This window comes from Limnohabitans sp., from assembly GCF_031538885.1.
In the GTDB taxonomy this organism is placed as follows: Bacteria; Pseudomonadota; Gammaproteobacteria; order Burkholderiales; family Burkholderiaceae_C; genus Limnohabitans.
In genome coordinates, this window is sequence record NZ_JAVKLW010000128.1 from 1 (window position 1) to 21,781 (window position 21,781).

The 21,781-nt window shown below is 56.3% G+C and carries 22 protein-coding genes, 1 tRNA gene and 1 pseudogene; 12 read left to right on the forward strand and 12 right to left on the reverse strand.

The window, feature by feature from the left end; genetic code table 11:
• Positions 1–232: 232 nt before the first annotated feature.
• Genes acnB through RMS03_RS10145 form a run of 4 tightly spaced genes read right to left on the reverse strand, consistent with a single transcriptional unit; the run spans position 233 to position 5,462 of the window.
• On the reverse strand, positions 233–2,836 hold the full coding sequence (acnB, locus tag RMS03_RS10130) for a bifunctional aconitate hydratase 2/2-methylisocitrate dehydratase (RefSeq protein WP_310626938.1): 2,604 nt from the start codon (positions 2,834–2,836) through the stop codon (positions 233–235).
• A gap of 36 nt (positions 2,837–2,872) precedes the next feature.
• Positions 2,873–3,463, reverse strand: coding sequence for a hypothetical protein (locus RMS03_RS10135; protein ID WP_310626939.1), 591 nt, complete (start codon positions 3,461–3,463; stop codon positions 2,873–2,875).
• Between the two features lie 18 nt (positions 3,464–3,481).
• Positions 3,482–4,456 (reverse strand): aldolase/citrate lyase family protein, encoded by a 975-nt coding sequence (locus RMS03_RS10140; RefSeq protein WP_310626940.1) that lies wholly within the window; start codon positions 4,454–4,456, stop codon positions 3,482–3,484.
• A gap of 19 nt (positions 4,457–4,475) precedes the next feature.
• Entirely contained in the window at positions 4,476–5,462 is a 987-nt protein-coding gene (locus RMS03_RS10145; protein WP_310626941.1) for a malate dehydrogenase, read from the reverse strand.
• Positions 5,463–5,607: 145 nt separating this feature from the next.
• Here RMS03_RS10145 and RMS03_RS10150 point away from each other — a divergent pair, with 145 nt between their 5' ends.
• The 8 genes from RMS03_RS10150 to RMS03_RS10185 all read left to right on the forward strand — a co-directional run bounded on the left by RMS03_RS10150 (position 5,608) and on the right by RMS03_RS10185 (position 12,050).
• Entirely contained in the window at positions 5,608–6,417 is an 810-nt protein-coding gene (locus RMS03_RS10150) for a GntR family transcriptional regulator (RefSeq protein ID WP_310626942.1), read from the forward strand.
• A gap of 85 nt (positions 6,418–6,502) precedes the next feature.
• Complete coding sequence (sdhC, locus tag RMS03_RS10155) at positions 6,503–6,934, forward strand: succinate dehydrogenase, cytochrome b556 subunit (RefSeq protein ID WP_310626943.1); 432 nt, start codon at positions 6,503–6,505, stop codon at positions 6,932–6,934.
• Between the two features lie 19 nt (positions 6,935–6,953).
• Positions 6,954–7,319, forward strand: a complete 366-nt coding sequence (gene sdhD / locus RMS03_RS10160; protein WP_310626944.1) for a succinate dehydrogenase, hydrophobic membrane anchor protein — start codon at positions 6,954–6,956, stop codon at positions 7,317–7,319.
• Between the two features lie 3 nt (positions 7,320–7,322).
• Positions 7,323–9,131 (forward strand): succinate dehydrogenase flavoprotein subunit, encoded by a 1,809-nt coding sequence (sdhA, locus tag RMS03_RS10165; RefSeq protein WP_310626945.1) that lies wholly within the window; start codon positions 7,323–7,325, stop codon positions 9,129–9,131.
• Between the two features lie 13 nt (positions 9,132–9,144).
• On the forward strand, positions 9,145–9,849 hold the full coding sequence (locus RMS03_RS10170) for a succinate dehydrogenase iron-sulfur subunit (protein ID WP_108283013.1): 705 nt from the start codon (positions 9,145–9,147) through the stop codon (positions 9,847–9,849).
• Between the two features lie 31 nt (positions 9,850–9,880).
• A complete protein-coding gene (locus RMS03_RS10175; protein WP_405023527.1) occupies positions 9,881–10,204 on the forward strand; it encodes a succinate dehydrogenase assembly factor 2 in 324 nt (107 codons plus the stop codon).
• 38 nt (positions 10,205–10,242) lie between these two features.
• Positions 10,243–11,556, forward strand: a complete 1,314-nt coding sequence (locus RMS03_RS10180; protein WP_310626946.1) for a citrate synthase — start codon at positions 10,243–10,245, stop codon at positions 11,554–11,556.
• Between the two features lie 110 nt (positions 11,557–11,666).
• Positions 11,667–12,050, forward strand: coding sequence for a hypothetical protein (locus tag RMS03_RS10185; RefSeq protein WP_310626947.1), 384 nt, complete (start codon positions 11,667–11,669; stop codon positions 12,048–12,050).
• Positions 12,051–12,081: 31 nt separating this feature from the next.
• Here the strand turns inward: RMS03_RS10185 and RMS03_RS10190 are convergent, their stop codons facing one another.
• From RMS03_RS10190 to rph, 6 genes and pseudogenes are all read right to left on the reverse strand, one after another.
• Positions 12,082–12,978 carry a recombination-associated protein RdgC gene (locus RMS03_RS10190; RefSeq protein ID WP_310626948.1) on the reverse strand — a complete coding sequence of 299 codons (897 nt, stop codon included), beginning with the start codon at positions 12,976–12,978 and terminating at the stop codon, positions 12,082–12,084.
• Between the two features lie 229 nt (positions 12,979–13,207).
• Positions 13,208–13,357: pseudogene (locus RMS03_RS10195) on the reverse strand (IS5/IS1182 family transposase); the annotation flags it as partial.
• 165 nt (positions 13,358–13,522) lie between these two features.
• Positions 13,523–13,612 (reverse strand) — tRNA-Ser (locus RMS03_RS10200).
• Positions 13,613–13,663: 51 nt separating this feature from the next.
• Positions 13,664–14,878, reverse strand: coding sequence for a radical SAM family heme chaperone HemW (gene hemW / locus RMS03_RS10205; RefSeq protein WP_310626949.1), 1,215 nt, complete (start codon positions 14,876–14,878; stop codon positions 13,664–13,666).
• A gap of 10 nt (positions 14,879–14,888) precedes the next feature.
• Positions 14,889–15,506 carry an RdgB/HAM1 family non-canonical purine NTP pyrophosphatase gene (gene rdgB, locus RMS03_RS10210; RefSeq protein WP_310626950.1) on the reverse strand — a complete coding sequence of 206 codons (618 nt, stop codon included), beginning with the start codon at positions 15,504–15,506 and terminating at the stop codon, positions 14,889–14,891.
• Positions 15,507–15,509: 3 nt separating this feature from the next.
• Positions 15,510–16,244, reverse strand: coding sequence for a ribonuclease PH (gene rph / locus RMS03_RS10215; RefSeq protein ID WP_310626951.1), 735 nt, complete (start codon positions 16,242–16,244; stop codon positions 15,510–15,512).
• 138 nt (positions 16,245–16,382) lie between these two features.
• Here rph and RMS03_RS10220 point away from each other — a divergent pair, with 138 nt between their 5' ends.
• The 4 genes from RMS03_RS10220 to RMS03_RS10235 all read left to right on the forward strand — a co-directional run bounded on the left by RMS03_RS10220 (position 16,383) and on the right by RMS03_RS10235 (position 20,470).
• Positions 16,383–17,294, forward strand: coding sequence for a YicC/YloC family endoribonuclease (locus RMS03_RS10220; RefSeq protein ID WP_310626952.1), 912 nt, complete (start codon positions 16,383–16,385; stop codon positions 17,292–17,294).
• Complete coding sequence (gene gmk, locus RMS03_RS10225; RefSeq protein WP_310626953.1) at positions 17,294–17,917, forward strand: guanylate kinase; 624 nt, start codon at positions 17,294–17,296, stop codon at positions 17,915–17,917. Before RMS03_RS10220 ends, gmk begins: the two co-directional genes overlap by 1 nt.
• A 16-nt stretch (positions 17,918–17,933) precedes the next feature.
• A complete protein-coding gene (rpoZ, locus tag RMS03_RS10230) occupies positions 17,934–18,137 on the forward strand; it encodes a DNA-directed RNA polymerase subunit omega (protein WP_104798901.1) in 204 nt (67 codons plus the stop codon).
• Positions 18,138–18,205: 68 nt separating this feature from the next.
• A complete protein-coding gene (locus tag RMS03_RS10235) occupies positions 18,206–20,470 on the forward strand; it encodes a bifunctional (p)ppGpp synthetase/guanosine-3',5'-bis(diphosphate) 3'-pyrophosphohydrolase (RefSeq protein WP_310626954.1) in 2,265 nt (754 codons plus the stop codon).
• Here the strand turns inward: RMS03_RS10235 and greB are convergent.
• The gene (greB, locus tag RMS03_RS10240) at positions 20,467–21,015 is read right to left on the reverse strand and encodes a transcription elongation factor GreB (protein ID WP_310626955.1); all 549 of its coding nucleotides are present in this window, start codon (positions 21,013–21,015) and stop codon (positions 20,467–20,469) included. The genes RMS03_RS10235 and greB overlap by 4 nt on opposite strands.
• Before the next feature lie 13 nt (positions 21,016–21,028).
• Complete coding sequence (locus RMS03_RS10245) at positions 21,029–21,466, reverse strand: glycine zipper family protein (RefSeq protein ID WP_310626956.1); 438 nt, start codon at positions 21,464–21,466, stop codon at positions 21,029–21,031.
• Positions 21,467–21,781 lie beyond the last annotated feature (315 nt).

Consider the following 21,781-nt stretch of genomic DNA (forward strand, 5'->3'; position numbering starts at 1 on the left):
AACCGTGACGGATGAGGAATTGACTATGATTGAAAACCGATTGAATCACCGCCCCAGAAAGCGACTAGGATTCAAGACACCTCACGAGGTATTCCATGCCTCGTTAAAGCGTGTTGCACTTCGTCCTTGAATCCGCCGTTTTTAAAAGCAAAACCCCCGCAAGGCTCACACCTTGCGGGGGTTTTGCTTTGTCACACCGCACCGAAGCACTGGGTGAGAAGGCGCAGGCAGCTTACGCGGTCACGCCTTTGGCAATTTCCACGTACTCGTCGATCTGGTTGAAGTTCAAGTACTTGTAAATGGCTTCGCCGTCGCTGTTGACCACGCCCATCGCTTCGTGGTACTCGGCGACCGTGGGGAACTTGCCCATCTTCGAGGTGATGGCCGCCAACTCGGCAGAGGCCAAGTACACATTGGTGTTCTTGCCCAAGCGGTTGGGGAAGTTACGTGTGGAGGTAGACACCACAGTCGCGCCTTCGCGCACTTGCGCTTGGTTGCCCATGCACAAGGAGCAGCCGGGCATTTCGGTGCGCGCACCGGCGGTGCCGAATGCTGCGTAATGACCTTCTTTGATCAACTCGCTCTCGTCCATCTTGGTTGGAGGTGCGACCCACAGCTTGACGGGAATGTCGCGTTGGCCACCGAGCAACTTGGCCGCTGCGCGGAAGTGGCCAATGTTGGTCATGCAAGAACCGATGAAGGCTTCGTCAATCTTGGTGCCCGCCACTTGCGACAAGAACTTGGCATCATCAGGGTCGTTGGGGCAGCAGACGATGGGCTCTTTGATGTCGGCCAAATCGATGTCGATGACGTGGGCGTACTCGGCATCTTTGTCTGCTTCGAGCAGGTTGGGCGCAGCCAGCCATTGCTCGACCTTCTCGATGCGACGCGCCAGCGTGCGTGCGTCGGCGTAGCCGTCGGCAATCATATTTTTCATCAACACGACGTTGGACTTGAGGTATTCCTGCACAGGCTCTTTGTTGAGCTTGATGGTGCAACCCGCGGCAGAGCGCTCGGCAGATGCGTCTGAGAGTTCAAACGCTTGTTCGACCTTGAGGTTGGGCAAGCCTTCAATTTCCAAGATGCGGCCAGAGAATTCGTTGATCTTGCCGGCCTTGGCCACAGTCAACAAACCTTGCTTGATCGCGTACAGCGGAATGGCGTGCACCAAGTCGCGCAAGGTCACGCCAGGTTGCATTTCGCCTTTGAAGCGCACAAGAATAGACTCAGGCATGTCCAAAGGCATCACGCCTGTCGCAGCACCGAAAGCCACCAAACCAGAACCAGCTGGGAAGCTGATACCGATGGGGAAACGTGTGTGTGAGTCGCCGCCAGTACCAACGGTGTCAGGCAACAACAAACGGTTCAACCACGAGTGAATCACACCGTCGCCTGGGCGCAGGGCTACGCCGCCACGGTTGCTGATGAAGGCGGGCAATTCGCGGTGCGTTTTCACGTCGACCGACTTGGGGTAAGCGGCGGTGTGGCAGAACGATTGCATGACCATGTCAGCCGAGAAGCCCAAGCAAGCCAAGTCTTTCAACTCGTCGCGTGTCATGGGGCCGGTGGTGTCTTGTGAACCCACGGTGGTCATCTTGGGTTCGCAGTAAGTGCCGGGGCGCACGCCTTGGCCTTCTGGCAAACCCACCGCACGACCGACCATCTTTTGAGCCAGCGTGAAGCCAGCTTTGGTGGCGATAGGCGCTGTGGGCAAGCGGAACAAGGTGGATGCTGGGAGCCCCAAGAACTCACGCGCTTTGGCGGTCAAGCTGCGACCGATGATGAGGTTGATACGGCCCCCGGCGCGCACTTCGTCAAATAACACATCGCTCTTGAGTTTGAACTCGGTCACCACCTCTTGACCATGAGCGCCGTTTTTCACAATCTTGCCGTCGTAGGGCAAGATGTCGATGACGTCGCCCATTTCGAGCTTGGTGACGTCCACTTCGATCGGCAATGCGCCCGAGTCTTCCTGGGTGTTGAAGAAGATGGGGGCAATCTTGCCGCCCAGGGTCACACCACCGAAGCGTTTGTTCGGCACGAATGGGATGTCTTGGCCGGTGGCCCAGATCGCGCTGTTGGTGGCCGACTTGCGGCTAGAACCTGTGCCCACCACATCGCCCACGTAGGCGACCAAATGGCCTTTTTTCTTCAGGTCTTCGATGAACTGCATAGGACCGCGCTTGCCGTCTTCTTCAGGCTTGAACGCAGCACCTTCGCGGGTGTTCTTCAACATCGCCAAGTAGTGCAACGGGATGTCTGGGCGGCTCCATGCGTCAGGCGCTGGAGACAAGTCGTCGGTGTTGGTCTCACCTGGCACCTTGAACACAGTGACGGTGATTTTTTTCTCGACTTCAGGACGTGTGGTGAACCACTCGCCTTCGGCCCAGCTTTGCATCACTTCTTTGGCTTTGGCGTTGCCAGCCTTGGTTTTTTCAGCGACATCGTTGAAGAAGTCAAACATCAACAAAGTTTTCTTCAAGGCGTCAGCAGCCACAGCAGCCACTTCAGCGTCGTCGAGCAACTCGATCAAGGGGTGCACGTTGTAGCCACCCACCATGGTACCCAACAGCTCAGTGGCTTTGGATTTGGAGATCAAACACACTTTGACTTCGCCGTGTGCCACAGCCGCCAAGAAGGAGGCTTTGACTTTGGCCGCGTCGTCCACACCAGGTGGCACGCGGTGGGTCAGCAAGTCCATCAAGAATGCTTCTTCACCTGCAGCAGGGGCTTTGATCAACTCAATCAACTCGGCCGTTTGCTTGGCATCCAATGGCAGTGGAGGGATGCCCAGCGCTGCGCGCTCGGCTACGTGGTCACGGTAGGCTTTCAACATGGTTTTCTCCTGTCTATCAAATCAAAAAAATGGGGGTTATTTTTTGGCAAGCGTGGCGGCATCGAGCAAGCCAGATGGGAGGTCTAGCTTTATGCGACGTGCCTCCGTCATTTGGCGCTCACTCTGGCACTCATCGGCCATGCGCTGGCCCAACTTGCTGTTCATCAGCATGGACTTGTTGGGCAACTGCAACCACATGGCACCGGCTTGCGTGTCTTCCAAACGCACGGCGCCTGTGGCGGTTTGCACGGGCGTCATGAAGTAGGTGTGTTTTTTCATCTGCACCACAAAACGTGTCGGTTGCTGCTGGTCAGGCATGACCGTGACGGCATTGCCTAGCTCGCACACCATGTGGCCCGTGTGGACTTCGCCCACCTCAGGTGCAATGGCCTGCACAGATTGCACAGGAGCGGCAACAGGCGTGGCTGCCACAGGCGAAGCGGATAAGGAGGTGGCTCTGACGTCATGGTATTTAGGCACTTCTGGCCTAGGCTTGGCAAGGGCTTGTTTGGCCGCAGCACGCTTGGTTTGTTTGGCCTGTGGCTTTGCCACAGGTTCAACGGCAGACGCCAAATGGCCCATGCTGAACACACTCAACGAAACGACAGCCATCCGTAAGTGACGCATGCTCATCTCCAATTAATCCTAGAAAAATAACTGGGCTTCGGCGGGAAGGCTACAGCCCGTGCTGTGCGCACGTTCCAACACTTGCCAAAAGAAGCGGTAACTGGCGCGGTCATGCAATTGGCCTTTGTAGCCGATGGGCGCCCACTGGGCGGCATGCGCTGCCAACACAATCTCACTGGCCAATTCAATGGCGGCCGCATCAGGGGCCATGGCCTCGAGGATGGGGCGAATTTGTGCAGGGTGGATGCTCCACATGCGGGTGTAGCCCAACTCGTGCGCCGCACGCCGAGCAGCAGTACGCATGGCCTGTGTGTCGTTGAACTCGGTCACCACGCAATGCGAGGGCACTTTGCCGTGAGCGTGGCAGGCACTGGCGATCTCTAACTTGGCCCGTACCACCAACGGGTGGTTGAATTGGCCTTGACCGCTCATGCCGTGCGCTGGAATCGCACCACCGTGGGCCGACACAAAGTCCATCAACCCAAAACTGAGGGACTGCACGCGTGGGTGCGCGGCAATATCAAACGCACGGTGTACGGCAGCGGGCGACTCAATCAACACATGGAGGGCCAAATCTTTGGCACCGGCTTGCATCAAGGCTTGCTCGGCCAGTTGCACATCGGCCACTGACTCGACCTTAGGCACCATGATGTGAGTCAAGCGGCTCGCAGCTTGGCCCGCGATGGTGGCCATGTCTGGTTGAAAACTGGGGTGATCGACGGGGTGCACACGCACGGCCACACGGGCCTCAGGTGCGGCACTCAGCGCCAACTCGGTGACCAGCGCAGCATGCTCTGCTTCGCCGCCCACGGGGGCGCCGTCTTCACAATCAAGGGTCACATCAAAGACGCAGGTGCCAAACTCTTGCGTCATCTCCGCTTGCAGTTGCAAGCTTTTGTGCATCCGCACTTCAACACCGCTGTAGTGGTCGCAAACGGGTAGCTGAACGCTACCTGCTTGCGAACCTAACAGAACGTCGCGCGGATGGCTCACTCTATTTCTCTGTTGAGAATTAGATCAAGTGGGCGACGCCAGCTTGCTCGTCGGTCAACTCTTTGAGGGTCTTGTCGATGCAGCCTTGGCTGAATGCGTCGATTTCCAAGCCTTCAACCACTTTGTACTGGCCGTTTTCGCAAGTGACGGGGAAGCCAAACATGACGTCTTTAGGAATGCCGTACCAGCCTTGTGATGGGATACCCATCGTCACCCACTTGCCGTGGGTGCCCAAGGCCCAATCGCGCATGTGATCGATGGCGGCGTTGGCAGCCGAAGCAGCCGACGACAAGCCACGCGCTTCGATGATGGCCGCGCCGCGCTTGCCCACAGTGGGCAAGAACACGTTGGCGTTCCACTCTTGGTCGTTGATCATGGCCTTGACCGACTCGCCTTTGATGGTGGCAAAGCGGTAGTCTGCATACATGGTGGGAGAGTGGTTGCCCCACACGCACAATTTTTCGATGTCAGCCACGGCTTTGCCAGTCTTGGCAGCGATTTGCGAGGCAGCGCGGTTGTGATCCAAACGCAGCATGGCAGTGAAGTTGCTGGGCTTGAGGTCAGGCGCTGCCTTCATGGCGATGTAGGCGTTGGTGTTGGCAGGGTTGCCGACCACCAAAACTTTCACATCACGTGAAGCCGCCGCGTTCAGTGCCTTGCCTTGTGCGGTGAAGATGGCGCCGTTGATGGCCAGCAACTCAGCGCGCTCCATACCTGGGCCGCGTGGACGTGAACCGACCAATAAGGCGTAGTCCACATCTTTAAAGGCAGTCATGGGGTCGCCATGGGCTTCCATGCCAGCCAACAGCGGGAACGCGCAATCTTCGAGCTCCATCATCACGCCTTTGAGGGCTTTTTGTGCTTTTTCGTCAGGGATTTCCAACAGCTGCAAGATGACCGGTTGGTCTTTGCCCAACATTTCGCCAGAGGCGATACGGAACAACAGTGCGTAACCAATTTGACCAGCTGCACCAGTGACGGCAACGCGAACAGGCTTCTTGCTCATGAGGAAAACTCCAAGTAGTGATTAAAAAGAATAATGGACAGAGTTTACCCGCGAATTCGTGCAAACCGTCCGTCTTATGTCTTATAGAAGATATGATACAAGCTTGACAATGAACTGACGCGCCACGCGTCCCCTCGATTTAAAAATGACCACACACCCCGCGCCCTCTTTGGTAGCCCAAGCTAACCCGACATTTGCGGGTGGCGATGCTTTGGGCAGTGCAGGTTCCACACCCGCCTTTAGCCCGCTCTACCAACAGATCAAAGGGCTGATCTTGCAAAGCCTGCAATCAGGGGAATGGAAGCCTGGCGAAGCCATCCCCAGCGAGATGGATCTAGCCGCCCGCTTTCGTGTCAGCCAAGGCACGGTGCGCAAGGCCATTGATGAGCTGGCTGCCGAAAACTTGGTGGTGCGCCGTCAAGGCAAAGGCACATTTGTGGCCACACATGCCGAGCAACATGTGCAATACCGCTTCTTAAAACTTCAACCCGACAACGGCGACACCCAAAGCGAAGGCCCAGCCGAGCGCACCATCATCGATTGCAAGCGCCTGCGCGCCAGCGCCGACATTGCGCGTGCCCTGAGCCTACGCAGTGGTGACCCTGTACTGCAAGTGCGCCGGGTGCTGGCCTACGTGGGTGTACCCACGATTTTGGAAGAGCTGTGGCTACCAGGCACCCCGTTCAAAGGGCTGACCGCCGAACGCTTAAGTAATTACAACGGTCCGATGTACGCGCTGTTTGAAACCGAGTTTGGCGTGCGCATGGTGCGCGCCGACGAAAACATCCGCGCGGTCAACCCCGATGCTGAGCAAGCCGAACTGCTCAAGGTTGACGCAGCCACGCCACTTCTGAGCGTTGAGCGCGTGGCCTACACCTACAACGACACGCCTATGGAGCTGCGTCGAGGCCTGTATAGAACCGACACACACCACTACCGTAATGCTTTGAGTTGACATGAAGCCCTCATGTCAGTTTGATGAAGTGAAATAGAATGAAAAGTTGTTTTGACTTACAGATAAACCCGAAGAAAGATCCCACATGACCCAGCTTGCCAAAAAGCGGCCTGAGTTCCGCAACATCAACGCACTGACAGACCTGCCCTCTTACCGCCTGCCAGCGGCCGGCATTGTGTCAATCTTGCACCGCATCAGCGGCTTGATCATGTTTTTGTTGTTGCCATTCATCGTTTGGATGTTTGACACCTCAGTGTCTTCTGAAATTTCCTTCGCCAAATTCAGCGCCGCGTTCAACGTCGGTTTGGGCTTTGTGCCTGCTGTATTAGTGAAAGTGGTCGTGCTGGGCTTGATCTGGGCCTACTTGCACCACCTGATTGCTGGCGTTCGCCATGTCTACATGGACGTTTGCCATGCGGTGACCAAAGAATTCGGCAAATCTTCTGCTATTTTCACCTTGGTGGTGAGCCTCGGTCTGACCGCTGCTTTGGGTGCCAAGCTGTTTGGCCTTTACTGATTAACTAGGAGCTTTCAACATGTCCGTGAATTACGGTTCCAAGCGCGTCGTCGTGGGCGCGCACTACGGCTTGCGTGACTGGCTCGCCCAGCGCATCACCAGTGTTTTGATGGTGTTGTTCACCTTGGCTGTTCTGGGCCAAGTGCTGCTGACCAGCGGCGAGATCAGCTATGACAAATGGGCTGGCATTTTCAGCTCGCAATTCATGAAGGCCTTGACCTTCTCTGTTTTCATCGCCTTGGCCATCCACGTGTGGGTGGGCGTGCGCGACATTTGGATGGACTACATCAAGCCCGTGGGGTTGCGTTTGTCTTTGCAAGTTTTCACTTTGGTTTGGCTGGTGTCGTGTCTCGGCTGGGCCATTCAGGTTCTCTGGAGGCTCTAAGTCATGACCGTTAAAGGCTCTATCCCCTCATCCATTCCAAGACGCAAGTTTGACGTGGTCATCGTCGGTGCCGGTGGCTCTGGCATGCGCGCATCGTTGCAACTGGCTCGCGCTGGTTTGAACGTGGCTGTTTTGTCTAAAGTGTTTCCCACACGTTCACACACTGTTGCTGCTCAAGGCGGCATCGGTGCCTCGTTGGGCAACATGAACGAAGACAACTGGCACTACCACTTCTACGACACCGTCAAAGGCTCCGACTGGCTCGGCGACCAAGACGCGATTGAATACATGTGCCGCGAAGCGCCCAAAGTCGTGTACGACTTGGAGCACATGGGCATGCCTTTTGACCGCAACCCAGACGGCACGATTTACCAGCGCCCCTTCGGCGGCCATACCGCCAACTACGGCGAGAAGGCGGTGGAGCGCGCTTGTGCTGCGGCTGACCGTACCGGTCACGCCATGCTGCACACGCTGTACCAACAAAACGTGAAAGCCAAAACTAGCTTCTTCGTGGAGTGGATGGCCCTCGACCTGATTCGCGATGACGCGGGTGATGTGGTCGGCGTGACCGCCCTCGAGATGGAAACGGGCGAGCTCTACATCATGGAAGCCAAAACTGTGTTGCTGGCCACCGGTGGTGCAGGCCGTATCTTTGCAGCCTCGACCAACGCGTTCATCAACACCGGTGACGGTTTGGGCATGGCTGCGCGCGCTGGCATCCCACTTGAAGACATGGAATTCTGGCAATTCCACCCCACGGGCGTGGCCGGTGCTGGCGTGTTGTTGACAGAAGGCTGCCGTGGCGAAGGCGCGATTTTGCGTAACTGCAATGGCGAGCGCTTCATGGAGCGTTATGCCCCTGCTTACAAAGACTTGGCCCCACGCGACTACGTGTCACGTTGCATGGACCAAGAGATCAAAGAAGGTCGTGGCTGCGGTCCAAACAAGGACTACATCAACCTCGACATGACCCACCTGGGTGCCGAGACCATCATGAAACGTTTGCCTTCGGTGTTCGAAATTGGTCACAACTTTGCCAACGTCGACATCACCAAAGAGCCGATCCCCGTGATCCCCACCATCCATTACCAAATGGGTGGCATCCCTACCAACATCCATGGTCAAGTGGTCACGCAAAACGCCAACAACGAAAGCGTGGTGGTGAATGGCTTGTACGCAGTGGGCGAATGCTCTTGCGTGTCAGTGCACGGCGCTAACCGCTTGGGCACCAACTCTTTGCTCGACTTGTTGGTATTCGGCCGCGCGGCAGGCAACCACATTGTGGAGTTCAACCAAAAGAACAAAGAGCACAAGCCATTGCCAGCCAATGCAGCAGACATCAGCTTGGCGCGCTTGGCACGTTTTGAAGCCAACAAGACCGGCGAATATGCCCAAGACGTCGCCAACGACATCCGTAACACCATGCAGTCACACGCCAGCGTGTTCCGTACACAGGCGTTGATGGACGAAGGCGTCAAGCAAATCGCTGCGCTGCGCGAGCGTGTGAACAACATTGGCTTGAAAGACAACTCCAAAGTTTTCAACACCGCACGCATCGAAGCCTTGGAAGTGGAAAACTTGATCGAAGCAGCAGAGGCCACCATCGTGTCGGCTGCCGCTCGTAAAGAAAGCCGCGGCGCGCACACCGTGAACGACTACGGCGACACGCCTGAGCATCCCAACGGTCGTAACGACCAAGACTGGCACAAGCACACCCTGTGGCACAAAGCCAGCAACCAGCTGACTTACAAGCCCGTGCAAATGAAGCCCTTGACTGTCGACAGCATCCCGCTGCAGACCCGTACTTTCTGATCAGGTAAACACCATGACAAAACGCACGTTCCAAATTTATCGCTACGACCCAGACACCGACGCCAAGCCCTACATGCAGACCATTGAGGTCGAATTGGATGGCAATGAGCGCATGCTCTTGGATGCTTTGATGAAACTCAAAGCCGTCGACCCCACCATTTCGTTCCGTCGTTCATGCCGCGAAGGCGTGTGCGGTTCTGACGCAATGAACATCAACGGCAAAAACGGCTTAGCCTGCTTGACCAACATGCGCACACTCCCCGGCGTGATCGTGTTGAAGCCGCTGCCTGGCCTGCCTGTCATCCGCGATTTGATCGTGGATATGACCCAGTTCTTCAAGCAATACCACTCCATCAAGCCGTACTTGGTCAACGACACGCAAGTGCCTGAGAAAGAGCGTTTGCAGTCACCCGAAGAGCGCGATGAGTTGAACGGCTTGTATGAGTGCATCTTGTGCGCCAGCTGCTCCACCAGCTGCCCCTCGTTCTGGTGGAACCCCGACAAGTTCGTGGGCCCCGCTGGTTTGTTGCAAGCCTACCGCTTCATTGCCGACAGCCGTGACGAAGACACTGCTGGCCGTTTGGACAATTTGGAAGACCCCTACCGCTTGTTTCGCTGCCACACCATCATGAACTGCGTTGACGTGTGCCCCAAGGGTTTGAACCCCACCAAAGCCATCGGAAAAATCAAAGAGTTGATGGTTCGTCGCGCCATCTAAGGCACGGCCAAACATCACACGGAGCACCAACATGGACGCGGACGCACCATTTCGCGACACCTCTGTCGGTGACCCGCTGCTGGACGGCTTAGACGCCAAGCAAATGCTTGGCGAGCGAGCCCTCAGCAAACTGCACTGGCGTAGCCGGCGCGGCCTGCTCGAAAACGATTTGTTCATCCAAAAGTTTTTTGAGCGGCATGAATCTCGCTTAACTGTGGGCCATGCCAGAGGCATGTATGAATTGATGGACTTGTCTGACAACGATTTGCTTGACATCTTATTGCAACGCGAAGAATTGCCAGACAAACCACTGACAGAAGAAGCACTCGAAGTGCTGCGTATGTTGAGACACTGAACCGAACACCGCTTTTAAAAAGACATTGAGGAATCACCATGAAACTTGCAGATAACAAAGCCACTCTGTCGTTCAGCAACGGCAGCCCCAGCATCGAGATGCCCGTCTACAGCGGCAGCGTCGGCCCTGACGTCATCGACATCCGTAAGTTGTATGGCCAAACGGGCATGTTCACCTATGACCCTGGCTTCTTGTCCAGCGCATCTTGCCAATCCGGCATCACCTACATCGACGGCGACAAAGGTGAATTACTGTATCGCGGCTACCCCATCGAACAACTCGCCACCAACTGCGACTACCTTGAGACTTGCTATCTGTTGTTGAAGGGCGAACTGCCTAACGCTGTACAAAAAGCGGAATTCGAAAAGACCGTGACCAACCACACCATGGTCAACGAGCAAATGCAATTCTTCTTGCGTGGCTTCCGCCGTGATGCACACCCAATGGCTGTGTTGACGGGCTTGGTCGGCGCTTTGTCGGCCTTCTATCACGACAGCACCGACATCAACAACCCAGAGCACCGCGAAATCGCCGCGATTCGCTTGATCGCCAAGATGCCAACCCTCGTGGCCATGGCCTACAAATACGGCGTGGGCCAGCCATACATGTACCCACAGAACAACCTGAGCTACGCAGGCAACTTCTTGCGCATGATGTTCGGCACACCTTGCGAAGAGTATGTGGTGAACCCCGTGCTTGAGCGCGCCATGGACCGCATCTTCACCTTGCACGCAGACCACGAACAAAACGCCTCCACATCGACCGTGCGTTTGTGCGGCTCGTCAGGCACCAACCCTTTCGCAGCCATCGCTGCGGGCGTGGCTTGCTTGTGGGGCCCTGCACACGGTGGTGCCAACGAAGCATGCTTGAACATGCTTGAGGAAATCCAAGACATGGGCGGCGTCTCTAAAGTGGGCGAGTTCATGGAGAGGGTCAAGGACAAGAACTCTGGCGTCAAGCTCATGGGCTTTGGTCACCGCGTTTACAAAAACTATGACCCACGCGCCAAGTTGATGCAAGAAACTTGCGATGAAGTGCTCAAAGAACTCGGCTTGGAGAACGACCCCTTGTTCAAATTGGCCAAGGCCTTGGAAAAGATTGCTTTGGAAGACGAATACTTCGTCAGCCGCAAGCTCTACCCCAATGTGGACTTCTACTCTGGCATCGTGCAGCGCGCCATTGGCATTCCTGTGAACTTGTTCACCGGAATCTTCGCCTTGGCACGTACCGTGGGCTGGATTGCGCAGTTGAACGAAATGATCAGCGACCCCGAGTACAAAATCGGTCGTCCACGTCAGTTGTTCACGGGCGATGCACACCGCAACGTCGAGCAATTGGCCAAACGCAAGTAATTGCACGAGACCTTGTCGCGATACCTTCGCGACAGCAAAAAGCCCCGCACTGCGGGGCTTTTGCGTTTCTGTGCCATTCAATGCACATCTCGGTGGTACGCTCATACGCTATGAGTTCTGTCCCCTTCCTCCACACACCCGAAACCTTGTGCCAACTGGCCAGCGAACCCCACACACCTTGCGAATGCAGCCTACAACACTGCGCAGGCTGGGAAAGCGTGAACGACACCGCATGGCCCGCGCAACATATACAGCATGTGGCCACCTTGCGCGACCCCGATGTGTATGAACCCACGTTTGAAGAGCACCACCCTAAAGGCACTCGATACGACTCAGCCGATGCGCCTGTGGCCTTGAAGTTCTTCCCTTACAACCGCTGCGATGTGTACGCCTGTAGCAGCTGCCACCAGCACGTGCTGCGTTACACCGAATTTGGCGGCTACTACGTGGACCACCGCGCACGCCGCTTGGATGCAGTGCTGATTACCGACTGAGGGCGTGCTCGCAGCCTGCCCGCAGGCGCACTTAAGCCAACGCCATCTCGCCGCCCAAGGCCGCTAGCAAGTCCGGCACGAGCTTGCGCAACTCGCTGGTGGCAATGGCTACATCGGCATCAAAACCTTCATCCTGCTCAGCCGATGTGCCTTCAAACACGCCTTCCAAGAAAGTGATTTTTTTTAACTGCAAGGCTTCGGTCAGTGAGAACGACACACGTCCCTCCCACGTCAGCGCTAAGCGCGTGGGCAGTTTACCGCCCTCCACATGGTGCTTGACCTCGTCCGTATCCAGCGCATGACGCACATAGCGCACGACAGACTTTGACTCATCGGCCGCCTTCAGTTCACACTCGCGGTCCACACTGAATGCAGCGGGCGACTCTTGGGTGATGAGCCATGAAGCCATCGCCGACTGCGGTGACATTTGGGTATTGATCAAGGTCAGACTCAAGCCTGCAAACGACTTGACCAGCAGGGTCACCACTTCGTCAGCCTTGGCTTGGCTGCCGGCATCTATCACTAAGAAGTGTGTCGCTGGGTCTATCCACGCCCACACCGAAGACTCTTTGCTAAAGGCCATGGGCATCAAAGACATCTTCACGTCCTCTTTGATTTCCTTCATCTCCTTCTTACCGGGCTTGCGGCCCTCGGTGGCTTCAATCACCGCGCTGCGCTCTTTGGCTTTCCGCGTGACGATGGCACCTGGCACACCCTTGGTCTCGATCTTGAGCTTCAACATACGCTGACCACTCACCGCTTCTACCAGCGGGCCATGCGCCTCACCGCGAGGCTCGACCCAGCCAATCGCTTTTTCTTGGCTTGCGCCACAAGGCACAAAACGCTCAGCGTCTAGCGCCTGTTCCATTTGCTCAAGGCTAGGGCTCCAGCCCTCGCCGATTCGATACACCATCACATTTTTAAACACGGGTTACCTTTGCTTTTCAGCACTTGCAGAAATAAAAAAGCCAACCGCAAGAGTTGGCGTCGGGAGTTGGGAGTTGGCGTGATTTTAACTTGTGCCTATGCCTCCCCTGAATCGCCCCGTTTTTTGAGGAGGTGGCAAGCGATCGCGCCCTGCATCAATACGCACAAACTCGCGCTACAGCGGCATGTCGCGTCTCCTGTGCGGCTGTAGCGCTCAGGCCAAAGAACTATTGCAACAAATGGATACGCAACATCGTCTCCACTGCAAACGGTGGGCGACCTGTCTTGCCCGCAGGCGCGTGTGGCTCAATCAGCGACACCAGATCGGCCCAAGGAATGACGCGATCCATTTCATTTAGAAATTCGCGTCGACGTGCCAAGGCTGGCTTGTTGGGGCTTGAGAGAGAACGCTTGTACCCACCATTACCACGCGCTTTGGTGCTTCGCGTGCGCGAGGCAGCGCTGGTATTGTTGGTGGTGGCGTTGATAGCTTGTTTAATCCATCACCGCTAAGTTTTTATGATTCAACGACTTAGCGAGATAAATGGCGGAAGCGGTGAGATTCGAACTCACGGAGGGCTCACACCCTCGCCGGTTTTCAAGACCGGTGCATTCAACCGCTCTGCCACGCTTCCTAGTTGAAATCCGCACACATTGTAATGTGCGTTTGGCTCGTTTTTACGGCTTCAGGTTTCTGGCAAAAACAAAGATTGCAAATCGCTCAAAAAATCAAAGCCGCGCTCGGTGGGCACCACACGTTGAAAGTCACGTGTGATGAGGCCTTTGGCTTCGGCTTGCGTCAACGCGGCTTGAATGGCGGTGACGGGCAAGCCGGTTCGATCGGTGAAGTCGACTAGCGAAAAACCGTGGCGCAGGCGCAGCGCGTTGAGCATGAACTCAACCGGCAGCTCGGCGCGTGTCACTTCGGTGCTTTGGGCCACTGCGCGGTCAGGCCGCGCCGTGTCGAGCGCGTGGTTCATGAAGAGGCGCGGGTCGCGGATGCGCACTTGGCGCAGCACACGGTGAGCAAAGCTGAGTTTGCTGTGCGCGCCAGCGCCAATACCTAGGTAGTCGCCAAACTGCCAGTAGTTGAGGTTGTGCCAGCAGCGGTGCTTGTCTTTGGCATAGGCCGACACTTCGTAGCGGTGCAAGCCCACAGCGGCGGTGCTCTCGGTGATGCGGTCCAGCATGGCGTAGGCGTCGTCATCTTCCGGCACTTGGGGCGGAAATTTGGCAAACACGGTGTTGGGCTCGATCGTCAGGTGATAAACCGACAAATGCGGGGGCTGCAAGGACAAAGCCATATCCAAGTCTTGGTCCAACTGCACCAGCGTCTGGCCGGGCAAGGCATACATGAGGTCGAGGTTGAAGGTGTCAAAAGCTTCGCGTGCTTCTTCTACGGCAGCAATGGCTTGGGCGCGGTTGTGTACGCGGCCCAAGGCTTGCAAGTGTTGGTCGTTGAAGCTTTGCACGCCCACCGACAAGCGCGTAACGCCTGCGGCGCGAAAGGCGCGGAAGCGGTCTTTCTCGAACGTGCCGGGGTTGGCTTCTAGCGTGATTTCGCAATCGGCCTCTAAACGCAAACGCGCACGCATGTCGCTGGTGAGCCGCTCAATGGCGGCAGGCGAAAACAAACTAGGTGTGCCACCCCCAATGAAGATGCTGTGCACACTGCGGCCCCAGATGAGGGGCAGGCTGTGCTCTAGGTCGGCGCACAGGGCGTCGAGGTAGCGCTGCTCGGGCAGCTCGCCACCTACGCTGCTTTGCATCTCGTGTGAGTTGAAGTCGCAGTACGGACACTTCTTGAGACACCACGGCAAATGCACGTACAGCGAGAGGGGCGGCAAACCGCTGAGAGACAGCGTACCAGGGCGCATGAGGTGTTGGATGTCTTGGGTCATCAAAGACGCTTTAAGCAAACCAGCGTTCGTGCATGAGCGCCAGCATCTGCTGCGCGGCTTGACCGCGGTGGCTGTTGGCGTTTTTCACCTCAATGGGCAGCTCGGCAAAAGTTTGGCCAAAGTGTGGGATGAACATGATGGGGTCAAAGCCAAAACCATTCGTGCCTACCGGCGCACGTGTGATGTCGCCCACAGCACGGCCCACAGCGATGAGCGGCTCTGGGTCATCGGGGTGGCGCACAGCAACGAGGGTGCTGACCAAGGCGGCGCGGCGGTTGTCCACATTTACCATTTGCTCCAACAGGGCGCGCACGTTGTTGTCGTCACTTTTCTCGTAGCCAAATTGGGTGGCGTAGTAAGCGGTTTGCACACCGGGCAGGCCGCCAAAGGCGTCAACGCACAGGCCTGCATCGTCGGCCATGGCGGGCAAACCGCTTTGGCGCGCGGCATGACGGGCTTTGGCCAAGGCGTTTTCAACAAAGGTGTGAAACGGCTCATCGGCTTCGCCAATGTGCAAATCCCCTTGACGCACCAGCTCTAGCCCTAAGGGCGCAAACATGGCTTGCAACTCGGCGAGCTTGCCTTGGTTGTTGGAGGCTAAAACGATTTGCTTCATCGGCGCGGTCATGGCTTAGAAGGCCAAAGCTTCTTGCTGCATGGCGATGAGTTCGCGCACGCCTTTTTCGGCCAAGGCCAGCAAGGCATTCATTTGGTCGCGGGTAAAGGGCAGGCCTTCGGCGGTGCCCTGCACTTCCACATAGTGGCCAGCGCTGGTCATGACCACATTCATGTCAGTGTCGCAGGCCGAGTCTTCGGTATATTCCAAATCGAGTAGCGCCAAATCGCCCAACATGCCCACCGAAATCGCGGCCACACCTTGGGTGATGGGGCTCTCGGTCAGTTTGCCTGCGGCGATGAGCTTGCTCACCGCATCTTGCGCCGCCACAAACGCGCCAGTGATACTGGCAGTCCGTGTGCCGCCGTCAGCTTGCAACACGTCGCAGTCCAAGTGGATGGTGCGCTCGCCCAGCTTCTTCAGATCAAACACTGCGCGCATGGAGCGTCCGATGAGGCGCTGAATTTCTTGGGTGCGGCCCGATTGTTTGCCACGTGCGGCTTCGCGGTCGCTGCGCGTGTGGGTGGCGCGGGGCAGCATGCCGTATTCAGCGGTAACCCAGCCTTCGCCCGAGCCTTTTTTGTGGCCAGGTACTTTTTCTTCCACCGAGGCGGTACACAACACTTTGGTGTGGCCAAACTCGATCAGCACCGAGCCTTCGGCATGCATGGTGTAGTGGCGGGTAATGCGCACGGGGCGCAATTGGTCGGCAGCACGGGTGTGGCGAGAGGCGGGCAACGTAGTGGTCATGTTTGATGGCTTTGAATCAAGCGTTTGAGAGGTTCAATAAAGCATCAATTGTCGACCAATCTGCATAGCCCCTGCTCGCATGCCAAAGTGCAGTTGCGAGCCTGAGATAATTTAGCCTTTGATACGAAACGCCACCCCATGCCCATTTACAGCATGACCGGTTATGCCAGTGCGCAAACCGAGCTGACTTCTGACACTGCCCACAGCCCAGCCCTGCGCTTGGGGCTGGAGATTCGCTCTGTCAACAGCCGCTTTCTAGACCTGACATTCAAGATGCCCGAAGAGTTGCGCCAGCACGAGGCCGCCATGCGGGAACTCGTCACCCAGCACCTCAAACGCGGCAAGGTCGAAGTGCGCGCCAACATCGAGAGCACGGCAGACACCAGCTTTGCCGAGCCCACACCAGCCTTGCTGCAACGTCTGTCGGCCCTGCAAGACGTGGTGCATACCCATTTACCCAAGGCCAATGGCTTGTCTGTTGCCGATGTACTGCGACTGACGACTGCACAATCATCAGCACCAGCCGACCTTGGCCCTGCGGTGTTGAAGCTGGCCCACGCCACCCTCACGCAATTGAGCGCCGCCCGCGAACGTGAAGGTGCTCGTTTAGCGCAAACACTGCGTGATCGCCTGAGCCAACTGCGCGTGCTGTCCACTCAAGCCGCGCCACTGGTGCCCCAGTTGGTGGAGCAACAGCGTTTGCGCTTTTTGGAGCGGTGGCGCGACGCCATGGCTTTGACCGAAGGCACGGCCCTGCCCGAAGCCGCGCAAGACCGCGCCTTGACCGAAGCCACCTCCTTTGCCATTCGCATTGATGTGGCCGAAGAGCTGACTCGCTTGGTGTCACACTTTGACGAGATGGACGACTTGCTGGCCAAAGGCGGCAAGGCAGAAGGTGTGGGCAAGCGTTTGGACTTTCTGATTCAAGAGCTGCACCGCGAGGCCAACACTTTGGGCTCGAAATCGGCCACCATGGAAATGACCCGTATTTCGGTGGACATGAAAGTGTTGATCGAACAACTCCGTGAACAAGTACAGAACCTCGAATAATGGACAACTTCCCCGGCAACCTCTTTGTAGTCGCGGCCCCCAGCGGGGCTGGCAAATCGAGCCTCGTCAAAGCATTGATGGAGCTCGACGCTAAAGTGCGCCCTTCCGTCTCGCACACCACGCGGCAACCACGTGGCCAAGAAAAGCATGGCCGCGAATACTTCTTTGTATCTCTGCCAGAGTTCGACCAAATGGTCGCCTCCAACGCATTTTTGGAATGGGCCAATGTGCATGGTCAGCGCTATGCAACCTCGCGCAAAGCCATTGAAGACCGTATTGCCCAAGGTGCAGATGTGATTTTGGAAATCGACTTCCAAGGCGCCATCCAAGTAAAGAAACTGTTTGCCAACGCGGTGCTCATTTTCATCCTGCCGCCGAGCTGGGAGGAGCTGAAGTCGCGTCTGCACAGCCGTGGCGAGGACGCACCCGAGGTCATTGACCTGCGCCTCAAGAACGCCGCGGAAGAGATGGCGCAGGCCAGAGAATTTGACTACGTTATAATTAATGAACTGTTTGAGACTGCCTTGTTCGATTTGAAAGCAATCGTCCATGCACAGCGCCTCAAATACCTGGCACAGCGCCGGGCTCGGGCTGAAATCTTTCAAGCCCTGAACATCACCTGAATTCTGGAGTACCCACATGGCCCGCATCACTGTTGAAGATTGCCTTGAGCAAATCCCTAACCGCTTTCAATTGGTGCTGTGCGCCACTTACCGTGCACGCATGCTGAGCCAAGGCCACACCCCCAAGGTGGAGAGCAAGAACAAGCCAGGCGTGACCGCTTTGCGCGAAATTGCGGCTGGCCAAATCGGCATCGAAATGCTGAAAAAAGTACCCGGTTAAAGCCAACACGGCCCCAATGAAAAGCACCGCACTGTCGGTGCTTTTTTATTGCGGGTAAAGTATTCCTTATGAGCGTCACCCAATCCACGTTAAAGCCGCCCGCCTCCTTGTCGGGAAGTGCTGCTGCCGCCAATGCAGCAACGGCGAGCTTTGCTGCATTGACTGAAAAACTAGGCTACCTCAACGCCGAAGGCCTAGACATGGTGCGCCGTGCTTACCGCTATGCCGATGAAGCCCATTTGGGGCAGTTGCGCAACAGCGGCGAGCCCTACATCACCCACCCGATTGCGGTGGCCGCGCAATGTGCGGAATGGAAGCTAGACGCTCAAGCCCTGTCGGCTGCGTTGCTGCACGATGCGATGGAAGACTGCGGCATCACCAAAACCGATTTGGTAGAGCGGTTTGGTATCCAAGTGGCGGACTTGGTCGATGGATTGACTAAGCTTGACAAGCTCGAGTTCAACACCCGCGAAGAAAACCAAGCCGAGTCGTTTCGCAAAATGCTGCTGGCGATGGCGCGTGATGTGCGCGTCATCCTCATCAAGCTGGCTGATCGCAGCCACAACATGCGCACCATGGGCGATATGCCACGCGCCAAGTGGGGCCGCATCTCGAACGAAACCCTAGAAATTTACGCACCCATCGCTCACCGCTTGGGGCTGAACCAAACCTACCGTGAACTGCAAGAGCTGGCATTCCAATACCTGTGGCCATGGCGTCATCAGGTGTTGAGCAAAGCCATTCAAAAAGCGCGTCACCGTCGCCGCGATTTGATGCAAAAAGTGGAGCAAGAGGTCGACGCTTCTTTTGCCAAGGCGGGTTTGAAAGTACGCATCTCAGGCCGTGAGAAAACGCTGTATTCCATTTATAAAAAAATGGATGACAAGCACCTGAGCTTTGCGCAGGTGACAGACATCTACGGTTTTCGCCTCATCCTTCCTGAGGTGATTGACTGCTACACAGCGCTGGGTGTGCTGCACCAAATTTACAAACCCGTACCGGGCAAGTTCAAAGACCACATTGCCATTGCCAAGCTTAACGGCTACCAGTCGCTGCACACCACCATCGTCGGGCCTTCGGGCTTGAACGTGGAGTTTCAAATGCGCACTGAGGCGATGCACTTGGTGGCCGAAACAGGCGTGGCCGCACACTGGCTCTACAAAGACAAAGGCTCCAGCAATGAAGGCAATGAAAATTTAGGCAACAAGTGGCTGCAATCCTTGCTGGACATTCAAGATGAAACACGCGATGCGACCGAGTTTTGGGACCACGTCAAAGTCGATTTGTTCCCAGATGCGGTGTATGTGTTCACCCCGAAAAGCAAAATCATGGCGATGCCGCGGGGTGCGACCATCGTGGACTTTGCATACGCCGTGCACAGCGATGTGGGAGACCACACCATGGCCGGCAAAATCAATGGAGAGCAAGTGCCGCTTCGCACCGAGCTACGCAACGGCGACATCGTGGAAGTGGTGACCTCTGCCGTAGCCTCACCCAACCCAGCTTGGTTGGGCTTTGTGCGCACAGGACGTGCCCGTTCAAAAATTCGTCATTACCTCAAGACCATGGCGCATTCTGAGTCGCAAGATTTGGGGGGGAAACTGCTGACTCAAGCGTTGCGTGCCGAAGGCATTGAAGAGCTGCCAGCACAGGATGAGAAACACGCGCCGTTGTGGGAAAAGTTGCTGCACTTCACTGGCAGTAAAACACAAGCAGACTTGCTGACAGATATCGGCTTAGGCAAACGTGTTGCCAGCATCGTGGCCAAACGCTTAGCCACACTGCTGTCAGACTTGGGGCAAAAACCCGATGCTTTGCTGCTGAGTCGCGAGCGCTTCACCGCGCATGAAAACGTCTCACAAGGCAGCGTGATTGTGGATGGCAGCGAGAACGCCTCCGTGCAATACGCCACTTGTTGCCGCCCTGTACCGGGCGACGCAATCGTGGGCTATCTTGGTCGCGGTGAAGGCTTGGTGGTGCACACAGACCAATGCGGCGTGGGTCTAAGGCTCAAACACAAAGACAGCGAGCGCTTCATTGCTGTGGAATGGGCAGAAGAGCCCACGCGCACGTTTGAAGTGGCGGCTGTGGTGACGGTGAGCAACGGCAAAGGCGTGTTGGCGCGCGTTGCCTCGGCGATTGCCAGTGCAGAGGCCGACATCACCTTTGTGCAGATGGCCGATGAGGTGAGCGGACAAGAAGCGACCGATTTACGTTTTGTGTTCACCGTGCGTGATGTTGCGCATCTGGATACTGTGCTTCGCAATTTGCGCCGCGTACCGTCTGTACTGCAAGCACAGCGCGTAGTGTCTGGCGTGGGGCGTGAAGCCTAAGTCTGCGGATAGCGCACCGACAACACTTCCACCTCTTGAACGCCCACAGGCGTGACCAACTTCACCACATCGCCCTCACGTGCTTTGAGCAAGGCACGTGCAATCGGTGACACCCACGTCACTTGGGCTTTCAAGCTATCCGCCTCGTCAATCCCCATGATGGTGACAGTACGCGCGACATCAGCCTCATCCACGTAAGTGACGGTAGCACCAAAAAAAACTTGATCCCCACCGTGGTGAACACGGGGATCGGTAACTTCGGCAATCTCTAAGCGCTTGGTCAGGAAACGAATGCGGCGGTCTATCTCACGCAAACGCTTTTTGCCGTAAATGTAATCACCGTTTTCAGAGCGGTCGCCATTGCTGGCTGCCCAATGCACGATGTCCACCATCCGTGGACGCTCCTCATCGATCAGCGCAAACAACTCAGCACGTAGCGCCGCATAGCCTTGCGGTGTGATGTAGTTTTTGCTCCCTGTTGGCAAGGGCGGCAAGGTGATGTCGTCGTCATCCCCCTCAATTTCGCGCGTGAACGCCTTGCTCATGACAGACTGAAAATCAATGCCAACCAATCACGTGGTAGCCGCGTTCGGCCAAACATTGCTGCACGAACTGGCGATACAAACTGCTGCCACCGACCGACTGCCCTGCTGCCGTCGCTGCGGCACCACCCGCACCAATCGCAGCCGCACCTGCGGCAATGCTCTTCAAATCAGGTTTGTGGCCGCTTAACAATGAACCCACAACCCCAGCCGTACCCACACCTGCAGCACCCGCCGCCGCCGCGCGACCAGCATCGACTTTGTTCACTGCGTTCACATCGGACTGCTGCGCCAAGCTCGCGCAAGCTTGTGCGTCAGCTTGCGCTTGGGTCGGTCCAACTTGTTGGTAATGTGCATTGGGATAAAACGCGGGCTTGGCAACAGGCGTTGCACAGCCACTCAGCCCCCCGAGCGCAACAACAGCGAAGGAAGAAATAGAAAAAGAGTTTTTCATGTGAGGAATTTTATGTGTCGAAATCAAATCACTTTTTTTCGTAATCCACAGCAACACAAGCCTTGTTGAACTCACGCAATTGAGCTTCGCAAATTGCGCCTACTTTATGAAGTACCTTGACTGATTCAAGAATGAATCCAAACGCATTGCAAAAATAAAAATCCAAGAGGGTGCTTGAATGGCGGATTCAAGGACGAAGTGCAACACGCTTTAACGAGGCATGGAATACCTCGTGAGGTGTCTTGAATCCTAGTCGCTTTCTGGGGCGGTGATTCAATCGGTTTTCAATCATAGTCAATTCCTCATCCGTCACGG